Source organism: Bacillus fungorum, from assembly GCF_002746455.1.
In the GTDB taxonomy this organism is placed as follows: Bacteria; Bacillota; Bacilli; order Bacillales; family Bacillaceae_G; genus Bacillus_A; species Bacillus_A fungorum.
Genome location: NZ_NWUW01000003.1, coordinates 62,761 through 78,782 on the forward strand (window position 1 = coordinate 62,761; position 16,022 = coordinate 78,782).

Genomic DNA, 16,022 nt, shown 5'->3' on the forward strand with positions numbered 1-16,022 from the left:
AATTAGCTTCTTCCAAATGAATTCCATCCGTATATCAATTGGTTTATAAACAAATGCGGCAGTATTTTTTGGAAGATGTGCTTTTCATTAGTCAGGTGATTTTTAAACATCAAGTCTTCATTTTGAAACTAAAATCGCTTTTATAGTAGGTTTCGAATTTTTATGCGGTACAGACATTAGTGGAAAGACAGGTTTTGCCTGCTCTGACTTTTATCGTAAACTTGAGAAATTATAAAAATGGATTTAACGGGGGAATATTATGAAAGATAGCAAACATTTTAATTTTCACAAGCTTTGGCTAGGACAGTCTATAAGTTTGTTAGGTACTCAGTTTACAATAGTAGCCTTGCCACTCTTTGCATTAGAGGTGTTACAAACAAGTGAAGCAAATGCTGCTATGCTTCGTGGGGTTATATTCGTCCCATACCTAATTTTCGGGTTAGTAGCCGGTGCTTTAATAGACGTTTTTCATAGGAAAAATGTTTTGCTGATTTGTAGTATATGTCAAGGCGTATTATTTTTATCGGTATTCATACTGACTGTAACTAATATTATAACTTTCCCTTTATTGGTGTTTATCATGTTTTTAAATGGAATATTTACTACATTTTATAATATTGCCATTCCTTCTTTCTTACCAGAAATAGTAACAAATAAAGACAACTTAAAAAAAGGAAATGCTCAACTAGCACTTTCGGAGTCTCTTTCTATAGTAATTGGTCCTATGCTAGCTGGAATCGTCATTACTCTAGTTGGATTAACAGGCTCATTCACTGTTGACGCAGTAACGTATTTTGTTTGTTTTATGTTTGTATTATTCATTTCAAAGTTTAAACCGCATACAGAGGGTTCTTTAAAAGACGTAAATATAAAATCCGTATATCAAAACATATATGAAGGTTTGATATATTTCAAAAAACACCCTGTATTGGAACCGATTGTAACGTGTGGTGCTGTTTACGGTTTTTTTAAATACATATTAACTAGCATTTTAGTAATATTTCTTTATAAGGTAATGGGGCTATCTGAAATTGAAATAGGATTTGTTGTAGGTTCAGCAGCGGTAGGATTTTTAATAGGTAATACGATACTCATGAAAAAAAGTAAACAAATTAATAATACAAAAATGCTTATTTATAGCGCTACTGTATCAGTTACTGGTTTGGCTTTTATACCCATAATGGGATATATAGGAACAGTTTACGGTATAGTAGCCGCAAGTATCATACATGGTATGGGAGAAGGTGTATTTGGCCCTTACGCTGCAACTATACGACAACTTGCCTCACCAAATCATATGCTAGGCCGAGTAAATGCTGTACAGCGTACGCTTAATTGGGGAGCTTGGGCATTGGGAAGTTTTGCTAGTGCATTTTTAATTTCTATATTTGGGCTTCAAACTACGTTATTTATAGGGGGATTCGGAACAACATTGTGTTTAGTGGCGTTGTTAAGACGAGGCGTATCAAAAGGAAATGACATTGACTATACGAGTTCATTTTAGAGGAGATGATTATGATGCATAAGGTATTAAAAGGAACTGACATAGAAAATAAACCGCACATTTTATTTATAGGGGGATGGACAAAGCCTATACAAGATGCATTAGACAGTGGCTATACTGTTTCGTATATAGGATCGTACGCTAAACACATATATTTTGATGGGACTATCTTAGAAAAATGTTTCTATAAAAAAGAATTAGACACAACAAACATACCCTTATCTATATACTATGCTGAAGAATTATTCAAAGAGAAACCCTTTGATGTGGTTGTATCTTTCAACGAAACAGCATTAGATACGGCTTGCATAATTGCAAAGATTTTTAATGTTAAAGGGCCTTCTTACAACGCTAATATGATAACCCGCAATAAAGACATGATGCGTGAAATTCTAGCAGGTAAAGACTTTTCGATAGATTCCACAGTTTGTAATAACACTGAAGACATTAATGAATTTTTGAATAAAAAAGATAGTGTTATAATAAAGCCGCCGATTGGGGCAGGGGGTAAAGGAGTATGTAAGCTAGACTCGGGAGATGACGTAGGAGTATTTATTAAAGAAAATGGTATTCAACTACCTGTTTTAGTGGAAGAGTATATTGAAGGGGATATAGTTTATACAGTTGAAACCGTTTCTTATAACAAAAAACATTCTATACTTGCTATATCAGCTGAAGTATTTAAAGAAGATACATTTATAATAAACTATACGATTATGCCAGCACCTATAGATGAATCTCAAAAACAATTAATTATGGAGAAAGTAATGCTATTTTTGGACGGCATGCAAATGGAAAATGGCATTACTCATACAGAAATAAAGTTAGACAAACAAAATAAGCCAATAATTATAGAGTCTCAAGTTAGAATAGGTGGCGGCAACATCTGGAAGATGGTAGAACTAACAACGGGCATATCTCAATTTGGATACTATTATGATGCGCTAGCTACTGAGACGATAGATGAATTTAGATGCGTACCTTCAAAATGTCAAGCTATGTCTTTAAGCTTGATTCCAAAACCAGGTTGCTTAAAAGAAATTAAGTATAAAGAGTTAACTAACATATCCGAGGTTGGATTAATTGATCTAGTAGTAAAAGAGGGCGACACCATACCAACTATTGTAGATAGCACTCAGCGCAAAGGAGCTATATTATTTACGGCTAATAATATGAAACATATGTATGAAGTTGCAGAGGAAATATGTGACAATATAACGTTTGTTTATGAGGATTTATCAGAATGGAAACCTTCTTTTAAAAAATATATGTAAAAAGAAATGTGGTAAATGACTGGTCCATATAACAAAGGGTAATTTAAATCACATGTGTACATTAACTAAAAATTGGATAAGAGTGAGGTCACAAATGTATTAGCTAGAGCCATATTTTTCGATGAAAATGGTGATTTTATATAACGAGTCCTTCAAGATCAATTACAATGAGCCGCTTTATCCTTAGTGGGACAAAATTCGGCTTTTTTGTATGAAAATGTGCTTAGTGTGGTTTTTGTTCGAAATACTGGAGAGATCCCATTGCTATCATGTAAAGAAATACATTCTTCCCTCAAATGAAATTTTAGTTTGATAGCGACGAGCTCCTGATTGTTGAAAATCTCCAGGCTTCTCTTAGCTGATTAGTCGAAGAAGAATTTGTTCCACAAATCTTAAATTATTATAATATAAAAAAATTAAATTCTCCTTCTGCAATTCATTCAAAATAGTTAATCTCCGCGTCTTTTGATTTCCCCGATTACTACACCTAAGCAAAATAATTAACATATCCTATGCAAGAAAGTTGAAGTAGCTAATAGCATATATTTTACTGAAAGGATGTGAATGAATTATGGAACGGCCGAATTGGGGAATTGGAGGATTAGTATTCGTTGGCTGCATGTTTCTTGGTGGAGGAGTGGGATCTATGTTAGGTAATGCCCAAACTGGATAGCTAATAGGGATGGGTGTTGGATTTCTTGGGATGGCTTTAACGAGACTGCTCAGAAAGTAATATAACGGAGATTCTTTTTCCGGTAAATAAGGGAACATGCCATAAGAGCTCCATAAATTATAGTTAGAATCTTCTCTTTTGTTTTTGTCTTTTCTAAATTTCTCCATACATAGATACGTTTCTCAAGTCGGAGGATGGCACCTTAGGGTGTGTTTTTTTATGTTTTCTAAAAATGTCTTACCATATAATAGCTGAGTCTTGCCTTCAGTTCCCGATGCCCATTAAGCATAAAATAAAAATTCTGTACCATTTAAACTCTGGTAACAATTCATACAATCAAAAATAATTGAGTTAATAGATTTTGGTAGATTGCGATAATTTTTTTGAAATAGAATAGATTTATTACCGTTTCAGACCTTTGTATTCATTCATAACCTAACAGTAAAAGGGAGGATGATTAAAGGTATGGCGTGTAATGAGGAATTAATTTGTCAACAGTTTGCAAGAATTATTGGCGGCCAAGAAGGATTCGCCGGTGGAAAATGCGTGGCAACGATAAATCGAGATGAAATAAAGGCAACAATCTTAGGGAAACGTTTTAGAGTAACAACTTCCTTCTCATTCGAATCAAGAGATCATAAAACTGGACGGGCATTATGTCTAGGACGGATAGCGCTCTTACAAAAAGAAGTCAATGGATTTGTTGCTACAATTATTCAACAAGGAATAATTGTTTCGTCTATACACAATGAGTGGTTATGTGATGATCCAAATTTAATTTACGTTAATATTGAAGACGTTGATAATCCGCTAAGCTTTGCAAGGAAAGTTAGAAGAGCATTATGTAACTAACCAATTTATTTAGTTAAATGAACAATATAAAAGGATCTTCAATCGAAAGATCCTTTTATATTGCTCGTAAGTGACAGATTATGTTAATTAAAATATTTCGGATTGTTAATATTATTTTCAATGATTTCACTAAATACTTGAGAAAGCCTCTTTCCACTTGTTGCTTCAAGTCCTTTCATACATAAGATGAAGGTTTAGATTAATTAAGTTTACTTGACTAGCAGATGAACGTATTTTTTGTGCACGAATCGATATAATAATCTCCGCTTTTATTGTAGTGTCAGTCTTTTAGTAGAAAATAAATATATACGACAAATTTTGACAAAGAAAGGCTTATGTTTTTGTTATGCTATGAAAGTTATTGATTTGTAATGTATATATAGGAGGATTTTTTAATGTTAAAGAAATTGTTATTATTTGTACTTTTGAGTTTGTGTGTAATGTCTTTAAGTGCTTGTAAAGGTGATGAAGAAAAATCAAAGGTAGCATCAGATGAGCAAAAAATAGATGAAGCTACAAAAGTAGCAGAGGAAGAAAACCGTAAGCAAGAAGAGCAACAAAGAGTAGAGGAAGAAAACCGTAAGCAAGAAGAGCAGCAAAGAGTAGAAGAAGAGAAGCGTAAACAAGAAGAGCAACAAAGAGTAGAAGAAGAAAACCGTAAGCAAGAAGAGCAGCAAAGAGTAGAAGAAGAGAAGCGTAAACAAGAAGAGCAGCAAAGAGTAGAGGAAGAAAAACGTAAACAACAAGAGCAGAAGACTCAGCAACAACAGTCTATACAACAAGAGAGAACACAAAAACAAGAAAAAACAACGCAAGCAACAGGTGGGAAACCAACAAGATCACAAATTTCAGTTGGTTCACATGTAGTTATTCAATTGGATAATGATTATAGTAAAAATGTAAGTGGCGTTGTGAAAGACATTTTGACACATAGTGAAACACATACATACGGCATTAAAGTTCGATTACAAGATGGACAAATTGGCCGTGTTCAAAGTGTTAAATAATGAAAAAAGATTTGACTACTTTTCCAATAAACAAAAATTAAAAAAACCGGTTCTTTTGTAAAGGAACCGGTTTTTGCATTTTGTTGGTGCGACCACACCTCTATAAAGTTATTAGATACAAGATAATAGATGTTTTTATAATTTGAAAGATGAGGAAATGAATTTGGAGGGAGTATTGGAAGCGTACAATCAATACATTGAGGGATATGTTTGAGAAGATTAAATCATTGGAAAAGGAAATGTTTTTTAAGTCTGGGCTATGGACCTATCCTCCCGTTCTAATTAACTAAAAGAAGAACTTCCCCATACCGATTAGACTACTAATCATTCCTATTCCATTCATGGTGCCTTTTCCTACTGTAAGTAAGTTTCCGAACATCCCTGGCTGCCCGTTATTCCCCCATCCCATGGGGCTTACCTGGCCTCCCCACCCTGGAGAGTTTCCAAAAACACCCCAGTTATTGGTATTAAATTTAAAAGCCTTAGCTGGCGGCGATAGTAAAGCAGCAAGATGACCTTGTGCGAACATCCCTGTATGATTGAATGGTTGGGCCCAAGGGGTGGGAGGTTTTTGAAAATTAAAACCTGCATGGCCTGGTAATGGAGTCCAATTAGCAGGATGACCTTGGGGCATCATCCCTGCATAATGGATTGGCTGACCCCAAGGGAAGGGAGGGGACTGAGGATTGAAACTCGTATAAGTGGCTGGTGAATCCCAACCAAATGGATAGACTCGACAACTCCAATTCTCAGGAACCTCCAGACCATTCATTCCCTCAGTTTTAGTTATTTGGGATTGTGAATATAATGATGACATTGAAATTTGGTTATTATATGGTTCCCCGTTTCCCTTTGAATTCAAATACCAATATTGGTACATAAGCTTATTCCCCTCACTTTAAAAATGTAATGTTAGACTTAGCCTATGTAATATTCCTTTTTATGGATGGTTACATAACTAGAGTTACAAGCCCGTATTTAAAGGAATGGGTGTGTGATCTTGGTGATTTATCCCGCTATTTGTGGGCAGTAAGATAACTCCACCTCAAAATTCAACGAAAGCAAAGAAGTTAGATGGGGGCTGCCTGCAAAAGCCCCACTGATTAAAGTTTCACTTTATTTTAGAAGGGTATTTTCATTTGCTCCTTTTGTTTATTTCAGCCTAATTTAATTTCTGTTAACAAACGTGTTTACATATTTATTCAAAATCTTAAATTGGGCAAGTAGAATTGCTAAAAAGAGAATATCCATTCGAAGAGTTTGGCAAAATACTGCAAGGGTAATATATTTTCGTGTAGATATGCAAACGATTTAAACGAATCAATGGAATTTATAATGAAGGGGCAAATAAATATATGAGTGAAACGTTACATAAAAGAAAACCACCATATGTAATGCTTGTAATTCTTTTTATTGGGGCATTTGTTTCATTTCTAAATAACTCGCTTTTAAATGTGGCCTTGCCATCAATAATGAAGGATTTAGACATTAAAGATTATTCAACGATCCAGTGGCTTTCTACAGGGTATATGCTTGTAAGTGGTATATTAATTCCGGCATCAGCATTTTTAATAACCCGCTTCTCCAATAGAAGTTTATTTATTACATCTATGGTGATTTTCATTCTTGGTACGGCCTTAGCGGCTGTAGCACCGAACTTCGGTTTATTACTTACTGGCCGTATGGTTCAAGCAGCAGGTTCTTCAGTCATGGGGCCTTTGTTAATGAATATTATGCTAGTAAGCTTTCCAAGAGAAAAAAGGGGAACAGCAATGGGGATTTTTGGATTAGTTATGATTACAGCTCCAGCAATTGGACCGACACTATCAGGTTATATTGTAGAGTATTATGACTGGCGTTTGCTTTTTGAAATGATTTTACCACTAGCAATCATTAGCTTACTGTTAGGGATTTGGAAATCGGAGAATGTCATGAGACAAAACAAAAACGCAAAACTTGATTATCTCTCATTACTATTATCTTCTGTCGGTTTTGGCGGTTTGTTATATGGATTCAGTTCTGCAAGCTCCGATGGTTGGACGAATAAAGTTGTCTTAACAACCTTAATCATAGGCGTTATTTCCTTAATTGCTTTCATTATCCGTCAATTAAAAATGAATGAACCGTTATTGGATTTACGTGTTTACAAGTACCCAATGTTTGCACTTGCGTCTGTAATTGCAATTGTTAACGCAGTGGCCATGTTTTCGGGTATGATTTTAACACCAGCTTATGTACAAAACGTCCGCGGTATCTCACCACTGAGCTCTGGGCTGATGATGCTTCCAGGTGCGATAATAATGGGGGTTATGTCACCCATTACAGGTAAACTATTTGATAAATATGGCCCTCGGATTCTTGGTATAGTAGGACTTTCTATTACAGCTGTTTCAACTTATATGCTGGCAAACCTGCAAATCGACTCTAGTCACACACATATCATTCTTATTTATACGCTGCGGATGTTTGGGATGGCGATGGTAATGATGCCACTTATGACAAATGGTCTTAATCAATTGCCAACTCGCTTAAATCCGCACGGTACAGCTGTTAATAATACAGCTCAACAAGTGTCCGGTTCGATTGGTACTGCTATTCTTGTTACGATTATGAATTCTGTAACAAAAACAAAAGCTGAAAGTCTAATGGCTGATGTAGATCCAACAACCTTCACAGAAGCTACGAAGGCAATGTTAACTCAGAAGGCTTTATTATCCGGAATTCAGCATTCATTCTATGTAGCGCTTGGCATGAATGTTGTTGCACTACTATTAGTTTTTTTCGTTAAACGTGTAGATACAAGCGCGGAAGCTGTTGAGAGGTTAAATCGGTAGAGTGAAATAAAACTCTACATAATGATTTCTACAAGTTTTTTGCTATTTAGTTAGACTATGAAGAAATGCAAATTTCTGCTGCTAAGGCGCGGGTATTTAAAGCTGGAAAAGAATCAGTGAAATAATTATATATAGTAAAAAGGATCTGATATTCATATCAGATCCTTTTTCATTAGTAACACAACAGTATACTTACTTATTGTATTTGTTTGAATTGACATGAGAAACTACTGGTTTTCCTAATACTACAACCTTTAGCTTTCAATTTCTGATAAATATTATCATAATACGCTTCATTTTAATTTAGTATTTTTTCTGCAAGGTATACATCTAATGTCAACAAACAACTTATATTACCAACCTTATAAGCAATATCATAATCGTGAATAGTTAGGGAAAAGATAAAATAAGGTAATTAATTACATATCTTTATCCCAGGCGATTCATTGCTATCTTCTTTTTATTCAATGGGATATTTTATCCCGCATTAACGGGCAGTAAGACCCCCACCTCAAAATTCAGCGGCAGCAAAGAAGTTAGGTGGGGGATCAACTGCTCGTAAAAGCCCGATTGGTTCAACTAATAATCAGTGGGGGATGAATAAAATCCCCACTGATTAAAGTTTCACTTTATTTCATGCTTTTTTGAAAGGGTGTTTTTAATGGATAAAAAAGTATCTGCCATTCCTCAACCGAAAACATATGGACTGCTGGGGAATCTCCCATTAACCGATAAAGATAAACCGACCCTATCCTTTATCAAGATAGTGGAAGAGTATGGTCCAATTTTTCGAATTCAAACTTTAAGTGATACCATCATTGGCGTTTCTGGACATGAACTGGTAGCAGAAGTCTGTGACGAAACACGGTTTGATAAAAGTATAGAGGGTGCTTTAGCGAAAGTTCGCGCCTTTGCTGGAGACGGATTATTTACAAGTGAGACTTACGAGCCTAACTGGAAAAAAGCTCATAATATTTTGATGCCTACATTCAGCCAACGGGCAATGAAAGATTACCATGCCATGATGGTCGATATCAGAAGCGATTGATAAAGATCAAACTACTGTCGTAAGAATGATACAGTCAATGGAGGGAAAAGGGATTGTAAAGAAGGCTTTGAATGACCAAGATAGGCGTTCACACAACCTGCTTTCAACTGAAAAAGGTGACGAGTTAAAAACAGAAATCTTGCCTATCGTGACAGGCGCTCACCATTTTGTTACGAGTAATTTGAGTGAGGAAGAGATTAAAGTATTACAATCATTATTAAACAAATTGTATGATACACGCTATTAATATTTGTTCCTTATTGATGCTATTCATAAGGAACAAACTTTGTTTTATGTATTATATATGCTATAGCATGTAAATTATCAAATAAATAAGAAAGATGTGATTGCTATTTTAATATTAATCAATGTAGTAAAAGTTGTATTGTTTCGGTTCTTTTTAATGACAGGTACGAAAATTATATCTGGAAAAATGGCAGATGAGTTCAAGCGTTTTGGTTTACCTTCGTTTTTTAATTTCTTAACCGGATCTTTTGAGATTGTAGGAGCGATTGGAATGTTGATAGGAATTTGGATTCCAACAGTAGCTTTATTAGTAGGATTGTTGTTAGGTGGTACGATGCTTGCAGCTGTATTAACTCTTATTGTACTAGCGAGAGATCCCTTTAAGAAAGCAATACCTGCGCTTGTTTTGTTTGCCCTGAGTTTAGGAATAAGTTTGTATCATATTTTTTAAACATAACCTAAATCGGTTAAACTTACTATCGTTTTGTGATTATTTTACAAATAGGGGGATCCTCAAATTAGTGCTTGAATAATAATAGCAATACGAATTTAGATATTACTATCATTTGAATCATAATCAGTAAAAGAATGGCAAGAATTTAATATTAAAAATTCGTGTATCGACATATAGTTCCTTTGAAAAGGATGTATGGAGTGTAACATATGAGAGTTTTTAAATTTGTAAAATTGACGTGAAAGTACTTTAAAAAAATTGTATTGAAATAGTGACTTGTAAATGGGTACGCCCCTTACTGGGAGGTAATGGGCACAAGAAATGCAAATTTATTTGTAATTTGCTAAGTTGATTATAACACATATATACCTGTCTATACATGTTGCGAAATTTTGAACATAACTAATATTTAGTAACTAAGAGTAGTGAATTCTGTTTGAGTTATGATTTTTTTTCAAAGGAGTGTAACAAAAAAAAGAAAAACACTCCCAGGAGTGCTTTTCTTTTTAATAAATATCATTTATACTGTTTTTGCTAGGAGTTAATTTTAGAATATGACCTCCTAGACTTAAATAATACTTTTTATTTAATAAACCGCAAAATTGGCTGATTTTGTGGTTTATTTTTATGGACGATAAAATTTAACATGGCCACCATCACGATCGAACCAACCTCTAAATGCCCAGTTAATCCATCCACCATCACCTTTATTCGTGAATTCCCCATCTTCAAATACCCAAATTCCAAAAGTGATTCCATCATATACTGTTGTTCCGAAGAATTTAACACCGTTAAAACGATCATCATAGTTTTGGTTTAAATTAAAAACCATAACATTATAACGTTGACCTGCAGAATAAAATGTTGATTCCATTACACCTTTTACAAATCCTGAACGATTAGTTTGGCTATTGATGGCATTCCTAATCAAATTAGCGATACCTAATACATCTATACTTACATCTAAATTTGCACTAGCTTTCGCTGCATTTGGTAACTTAGACTCTACAAAATTAGTAGGTAATTCAGTAGATAAGTTACTAGGAATATTTGTTTTAGAAGGAGAGATCTCAGCTGCACTTGCATCTGTTGGTGTAAACGCCCCCAGTCCTCCTAAACCGATAGCTCCAGCTAAAGCAATATTCACTAATTTTTTCATTTTTTTCATAAAAAAACCTCCTTTAAATTTTTATAAGGTATTAACCCTTACACCTCAAAGTATATATTTCTTATACATAAGAGGCAAATGATTTAATTGAAAAAATATTAAAGTTTTAACAATCAAAAATTTATAAACATACAAATAATATCAATTTACATGCAAAATTAGGATTTAATTTAAGGTAAATATACATTTAAAAGAATAAAAAACCATTAACTGAATTTTTTGTAAATAAATGAAAAACTTTTACTTATTTTATTACCCTAGGTTCTGCTGCAAATATATGAAGACCATAGATGATAGTAGATTTGTTGTTTTATAAACATATTTGATTAAAAGATAATTTATTAACGTTGATTTATGTTAATCGTTTACTTTTTTCTTTTTAACATTGGTTCGTTGTTTCCTGTGTTTATAAACTTGAGTTGTTGTGACTCTATATATCGAAATTCACAAGGATAATTCTTGTTGTAATATATAGGAATCTTGAAGTTTATAAGTATCGCCTGGCTTTATCTAATGCATAATATCTTTACGGTTAAGTAAAGCATATAAAAATTATTTTTTACTGTCCCATCCCGAAAGAATTCTGGGGATTCATTTTTTTACGTATGCAACATTATTGCATTTCATATCATGTACCGGACAACTAACCGAAACTATTAAAAACAAAAAGAACTTGTAGGAATCACTACAAGTTCTTTTTGGGTTAAGCGAATACACAGGACACATAAATTATTTCATTATTCATAACGGCTTGATTACATTATATAACAAATAATAACATGCAAAGTCTTAACGTTTGAAAATTATGTTAATTAAGAGGTGAAGGTCTGCCTTTTCTCTAAAAATCCCATTTATTGATTTTATATAAAACGCTTTAAATTAAAGTTGGTACCATAATAAATTAGATAAAATATAAATATAGTTAAATAAAGAAGAATGTAGGATTCTTACAGAAAGATATTTATTTTTATTGGTTTATAATTTATACAAATAAAATGTACATATAAATGTGTATAAATATAAAATATTAAATCCGACCTATCTATCTCTATTTGTGTTTGTTGGTTTTGTTAAACCTTATCTTTCCTTCAAAACAAACAAGACGCCACCCAGATCACGCAGCGCCTACGATAATTACTATTGGTTTAGTCATTAACAAATATATCCGGCCCCTTCTTCACCATATACGAGAAACCTGAAATAAATACCACACTAAATATAATAATAGAAGACCACATATTAAAATGATATTCTTTACCTGCAACTAAATTATAAACGTTATGAACCAAGAAATTAGCACCTATAATAATTCCACCTAACATTGAACTAATTAAAACGCTCATTAAATAAAACTTGAGTTTCTTAAACATATTCTCTCTCCCCCTTTTCTAATATAAACTTTATTTAAATCTTTTTAGAAAATTATACCATTAAATTTTCAGATATTATTAAATCTATAGTTAAATTAAGGTTATTTTAAGGAGCGTTGTAACCGAATGTCCATTTAGTTAAAATTCACGTTTAATGTGTAATTTTTATGCAACAAAGAAAAAAGCACCTAATTTTATAGGTACTTTATTGTATCTGATTAATTGTGTATCTAGTTGCAATTGCTATTGCTCCTAAAAGTAATTAATCAACTATATTTGTTTTTCAAGCGCTTAATCTAATATATTGGATTTTACATCTAAATACGCTGATAGTGTGTATAAAACACTATCAAACTTTATTATAAAACGATTCTTTATAGGCATGCACCTTTTTACACTCACCAAGATTTACAACATGACGAGAACCTTTATCCATGACTGTTATTCTGTATTTATTGAGGTTAGTTTTTTTAAATAGTCTATTAAGAGATACAGCCGAGATATAATAAGGATTATGAAGCATTGTATTTAAAGTAACCTTAGTTCAGGTATTCGCTGAGCTAAGGTTTTTTTATTTAAAATTTCTTGCAACTATTTTAAGGCGTATATAGTCTAATAGTTATATAAAAAATGAATGGTAGATTTCTAAGGAGGAATTAAAAATGGAACTGCTCATAAAGCGGGCTCAAAAAGGTGATGAGGAAGCCTTTATTGCGGCAATTGATACATTAATGCCACAAATGTATAAAGTGGCAAAAGCACGCTTGAAAAATGAAGAAGATATAGGAGATGCAATTCAGGAAACGATTTTATCTGCTTTTACAAATTTAAAAAAGGTAAAAGAACCAGGGTATTTTAAGACATGGATTACAAAAATATTAATGAATAAATGTAATGATATAGTACGAAAAAATAAGGTTTTATATGTGGATGATTATGGGAAAGTGCAGGGAGATCAAATCGTAAAAGACAATATTGAACAAGAGCTTGAATTTGACAATATGCTTAGTTATTTAGGTGTGGAGTATCGTTTAGTAATCGTACTCTATTATGTAAATAAATTTAAAACAAAAGAAATTGCAGAGATTTTAAATGAAAAAGAAGGAACGATTAAATCAAGACTACATAGAGCAAGGCAACAGTTAAAAGAACAATATTTAAAAGAAGACTGGGAGAATGTAAATAATGGGGGGAATTTAAAATGAATGAACAATTCGAGCATAAATTAGAAGAAGCATTAAATGATGCTGTAACAATTCCTACTAGTGTTTTGAAGAAAAAAGAACTTGCTTTTGAAGAAATTAGAAAAAGTAAGAAACAAAAACAAACATCTTCTCATAAAAAAATAATTGCAGCGATGATAGCAGGGTTAACGATTGTTGGAGCAAGTGTCGGAGTTGGCGTGTATGGTGATTCAGCATTAGCTGTAGTAAAGAAATACTTCTTTACGAAAGATCAGGGAGTTCAAAAAGCGGCAGATAATGGATATATACAAAAAGTAGATGAGAATAATGTGATGAAGGATAATGGTGTTACAATTCAAATTAAAAATGTACTGTATGATAAATCTAAAATAGCAGTTTCTTTACAATTGAAATTTGAAGATAAAAGTCTAATAAGTAAAGTGACAGATATAAGAATGAAGTACGATTTAACGGATGATAAAGGACGATATATAGAGAAGGCAAAACACACAGAAGGATTAACAAATGAAAATAATAAGATTTTAGCAGGTAGCGAATGGAGTATTCAAGCAGGTGAAGAAGAGGGAGAAATAACTTATAATTTAATATTCCATCCTATGAATTCAATTGATAACATTGATAGTCTAAACTTTAATATTAGTTCTATATCTTTGTTTGCGCCATTAGAAAATAAAGATGTTTCTTACAGGACAGAAGCAGAATCTCAATCAAATACTGTAAAAGAAGATATAGAAGTTTGGCATCAGAATGGTATGCAACTTAATAAGGAAATTCAAGGGAAGTGGCAAGGGGGAATAAAATTAGACTCGAAGTTTAAAGAAAATCAAGAGATTCATTTTGTTCCTAAACAACAACCTGAGTCTGTAAAAATAGTGTCTGCAGAAGTATTACCAACAGGGACGAATATCACATTTGAACGTGATTCTTCTGGAGATGATGAAGAAATAAAACGTCAGATAAAAACAATTGATAGTGTAATTCTTATGGATGAAAAAGGGAAAACATATAAGTCAACGTTGAAGGGGTACTCAAGTGCTGGGGATAATAGGAAAACAATTAAAGTGAAAACGTTTGATGTTACTACTTTTGATAATGTGAATCATTTTAAAGTGTTATTAAAAGATGTTGATGGAAAAGATATTGTAATCGATTTAGCTCGTGAAGAGAAAAAATAAAGTATATGATAAAAAACGCAAACTTCTAATCAAAAGAGGCTTGCGTTTTTTAACTAACTTTTTTCCACTTTTCCTCATTAACCAATAGAAAGAAGACCGTTTTCTCGTTTTGGGGTGTTATAGAATGCTTAAGTTGATGGATGTGACTCTACCCCAATTATAAAGTTTAAACGTTTTTATCATGTTTATTATATATTTCTTTAAATGTTGACAAAAATGTGTATAAAAAATATAAGTTTTTTTGTCTTGTTAACTTTTCAGAATAATCTATATTGACAAATAAACATTTGCAATATAGAATTGTTTTTGTTCACCGGTGAACATTATGTAAAGATTTTGTTTGAGATTCATATTTATTAATTTAATATGAATCAGGTTATTCTATCTCTTGTTTATATAGTTTGATAGATTACCGTTTATTTAAAATTAATAAAACTAATTATATTAATAAAAAAATTAAAGGGATGATTGTATGACACATTCTATAGCGGTAAGAAATGTTCAAAAGTTTATTTCTCACCCCTTATCTACTAATTGTGCTGAAATATTTAAACGTAGTAACCATGCATTAATAGGTATAAGTCCGTTTAATAGTAGATTTTCAGATGATTATATTAATAGGCTCATTAAATGGGCGTTACACACATTTGATGATGTTAGTGTTTTATTAGCTGGAAAAGAAGCTGCAAATTTACTTGAAGCTTTAGGAACACCAAAAGGTAAGGCGGAAAGAAAAGTACGAAAAGAAGTATCACGAAATAGAAGGTCAGCTGAAAAAGCACTTAAAGAACATGGCGGTAACTTAAATGCTATTCATACTTTTTCTGATTTCAATGATAATTATGCATATAACAGCATGAGAGCAGAGGCAGAACATATCTTTGAAAATGAAACTTATTTTCGAAATGCTTGTTTAGAAATGTCACATGCAGCCATTCTTGGAAGAGCAAGAGGTACTAACATAGATATTGGTCAAATTTCAAATGATATGCTAAATATTGCTGTAGAATATGTCATTGCAGAACTTCCATTTTTCATTGGTGGTGCTGAAATTTTGGGAATTCAAGAAACTGTGCTTATTTATCATAAACCATGGGAACTTGGTGAACAAATAGTTAGAAATGACTTTTCTATCAAAATGAAACCAAATCAAGGATATTTAATGGTTCAAGAAACGGAAGATATATTTTAACAAATATTAAGTATCCAATA

The 16,022-nt window shown here is 32.7% G+C and carries 12 protein-coding genes and 2 pseudogenes; 11 read left to right on the plus strand and 3 right to left on the minus strand.

The window, feature by feature from the left end; all coding sequences use genetic code 11:
* Window positions 1–259: 259 nt before the first annotated feature.
* The 4 genes from CO726_RS04945 (at window position 260) to CO726_RS04965 (ending at window position 5,310) form a co-directional block, all read left to right on the plus strand.
* The gene (locus CO726_RS04945; protein WP_099683502.1) at window positions 260–1,504 is read left to right on the plus strand and encodes an MFS transporter; all 1,245 of its coding nucleotides are present in this window, start codon (window positions 260–262) and stop codon (window positions 1,502–1,504) included.
* 11 nt (window positions 1,505–1,515) lie between these two features.
* Complete coding sequence (locus CO726_RS04950) at window positions 1,516–2,778, plus strand: ATP-grasp domain-containing protein (protein WP_425427757.1); 1,263 nt, start codon at window positions 1,516–1,518, stop codon at window positions 2,776–2,778.
* A 1,138-nt stretch (window positions 2,779–3,916) separates the two neighbouring features.
* Complete coding sequence (locus CO726_RS04955; RefSeq protein ID WP_136699383.1) at window positions 3,917–4,303, plus strand: DUF1259 domain-containing protein; 387 nt, start codon at window positions 3,917–3,919, stop codon at window positions 4,301–4,303.
* A gap of 395 nt (window positions 4,304–4,698) precedes the next feature.
* Window positions 4,699–5,310 carry a YwbE family protein gene (locus CO726_RS04965; protein WP_099683505.1) on the plus strand — a complete coding sequence of 204 codons (612 nt, stop codon included), beginning with the start codon at window positions 4,699–4,701 and terminating at the stop codon, window positions 5,308–5,310.
* A gap of 286 nt (window positions 5,311–5,596) precedes the next feature.
* On the opposite strand, the gene CO726_RS04970 is transcribed toward CO726_RS04965, so the two are convergent.
* A complete protein-coding gene (locus tag CO726_RS04970; protein ID WP_099683506.1) occupies window positions 5,597–6,190 on the minus strand; it encodes a hypothetical protein in 594 nt (197 codons plus the stop codon).
* A 475-nt stretch (window positions 6,191–6,665) separates the two neighbouring features.
* On the opposite strand from CO726_RS04970, the gene CO726_RS04975 reads away from it, so the two are divergent.
* The 4 genes and pseudogenes from CO726_RS04975 to CO726_RS04995 all read left to right on the plus strand — a co-directional run bounded on the left by CO726_RS04975 (window position 6,666) and on the right by CO726_RS04995 (window position 9,889).
* On the plus strand, window positions 6,666–8,144 hold the full coding sequence (locus CO726_RS04975; RefSeq protein ID WP_099683507.1) for a DHA2 family efflux MFS transporter permease subunit: 1,479 nt from the start codon (window positions 6,666–6,668) through the stop codon (window positions 8,142–8,144).
* Window positions 8,145–8,805: 661 nt separating this feature from the next.
* Window positions 8,806–9,180: pseudogene (locus CO726_RS04985) on the plus strand (cytochrome P450); the annotation flags it as partial.
* Window positions 9,176–9,439, plus strand: a pseudogene (locus CO726_RS04990) (MarR family winged helix-turn-helix transcriptional regulator); the annotation flags it as partial. The pseudogenes CO726_RS04985 and CO726_RS04990, both read left to right, overlap by 5 nt.
* Window positions 9,440–9,538: 99 nt before the next feature.
* A complete protein-coding gene (locus CO726_RS04995) occupies window positions 9,539–9,889 on the plus strand; it encodes a DoxX family protein (RefSeq protein ID WP_099683724.1) in 351 nt (116 codons plus the stop codon).
* Window positions 9,890–10,517: 628 nt separating this feature from the next.
* Here CO726_RS04995 and CO726_RS05000 read toward each other — a convergent pair.
* On the minus strand, window positions 10,518–11,060 hold the full coding sequence (locus CO726_RS05000) for a stress protein (RefSeq protein WP_099683508.1): 543 nt from the start codon (window positions 11,058–11,060) through the stop codon (window positions 10,518–10,520).
* Window positions 11,061–12,205: 1,145 nt separating this feature from the next.
* Complete coding sequence (locus CO726_RS05005) at window positions 12,206–12,430, minus strand: hypothetical protein (RefSeq protein ID WP_099683509.1); 225 nt, start codon at window positions 12,428–12,430, stop codon at window positions 12,206–12,208.
* Between the two features lie 662 nt (window positions 12,431–13,092).
* On the opposite strand from CO726_RS05005, the gene CO726_RS05010 reads away from it, so the two are divergent.
* From CO726_RS05010 to CO726_RS05020, 3 genes are all read left to right on the plus strand, one after another.
* Window positions 13,093–13,635: an RNA polymerase sigma factor gene (locus CO726_RS05010; RefSeq protein ID WP_099683510.1), complete on the plus strand. Its 543-nt coding sequence runs from the start codon at window positions 13,093–13,095 to the stop codon at window positions 13,633–13,635.
* Window positions 13,632–14,810, plus strand: coding sequence for a DUF4179 domain-containing protein (locus CO726_RS05015; RefSeq protein ID WP_169513016.1), 1,179 nt, complete (start codon window positions 13,632–13,634; stop codon window positions 14,808–14,810). The genes CO726_RS05010 and CO726_RS05015 overlap by 4 nt, the downstream gene beginning before the upstream one ends.
* 472 nt (window positions 14,811–15,282) lie before the next feature.
* Entirely contained in the window at window positions 15,283–16,002 is a 720-nt protein-coding gene (locus CO726_RS05020; protein WP_099683511.1) for a tRNA-dependent cyclodipeptide synthase, read from the plus strand.
* Window positions 16,003–16,022 lie beyond the last annotated feature (20 nt).

Excerpts from the sequence above, each read along its gene's own strand:
- CO726_RS05000 (WP_099683508.1), bottom strand. The coding sequence starts at position 11,060 with ATGAAAAAAATGAAAAAATTAGTGAATATTGCTTTAGCTGGAGCTATC.
- CO726_RS04950 (WP_425427757.1), top strand. The coding sequence starts at position 1,516 with ATGATGCATAAGGTATTAAAAGGAACTGACATAGAAAATAAACCGCAC.
- CO726_RS05020 (WP_099683511.1), top strand. The coding sequence starts at position 15,283 with ATGACACATTCTATAGCGGTAAGAAATGTTCAAAAGTTTATTTCTCAC.
- CO726_RS04965 (WP_099683505.1), top strand. The coding sequence starts at position 4,699 with ATGTTAAAGAAATTGTTATTATTTGTACTTTTGAGTTTGTGTGTAATG.
- CO726_RS05010 (WP_099683510.1), top strand. The coding sequence starts at position 13,093 with ATGGAACTGCTCATAAAGCGGGCTCAAAAAGGTGATGAGGAAGCCTTT.
- CO726_RS04975 (WP_099683507.1), top strand. The coding sequence starts at position 6,666 with ATGAGTGAAACGTTACATAAAAGAAAACCACCATATGTAATGCTTGTA.
- CO726_RS04945 (WP_099683502.1), top strand. The coding sequence starts at position 260 with ATGAAAGATAGCAAACATTTTAATTTTCACAAGCTTTGGCTAGGACAG.
- CO726_RS05015 (WP_169513016.1), top strand. The coding sequence starts at position 13,632 with ATGAATGAACAATTCGAGCATAAATTAGAAGAAGCATTAAATGATGCT.
- CO726_RS04970 (WP_099683506.1), bottom strand. The coding sequence starts at position 6,190 with ATGTACCAATATTGGTATTTGAATTCAAAGGGAAACGGGGAACCATAT.
- CO726_RS05005 (WP_099683509.1), bottom strand. The coding sequence starts at position 12,430 with ATGTTTAAGAAACTCAAGTTTTATTTAATGAGCGTTTTAATTAGTTCA.
- CO726_RS04955 (WP_136699383.1), top strand. The coding sequence starts at position 3,917 with ATGGCGTGTAATGAGGAATTAATTTGTCAACAGTTTGCAAGAATTATT.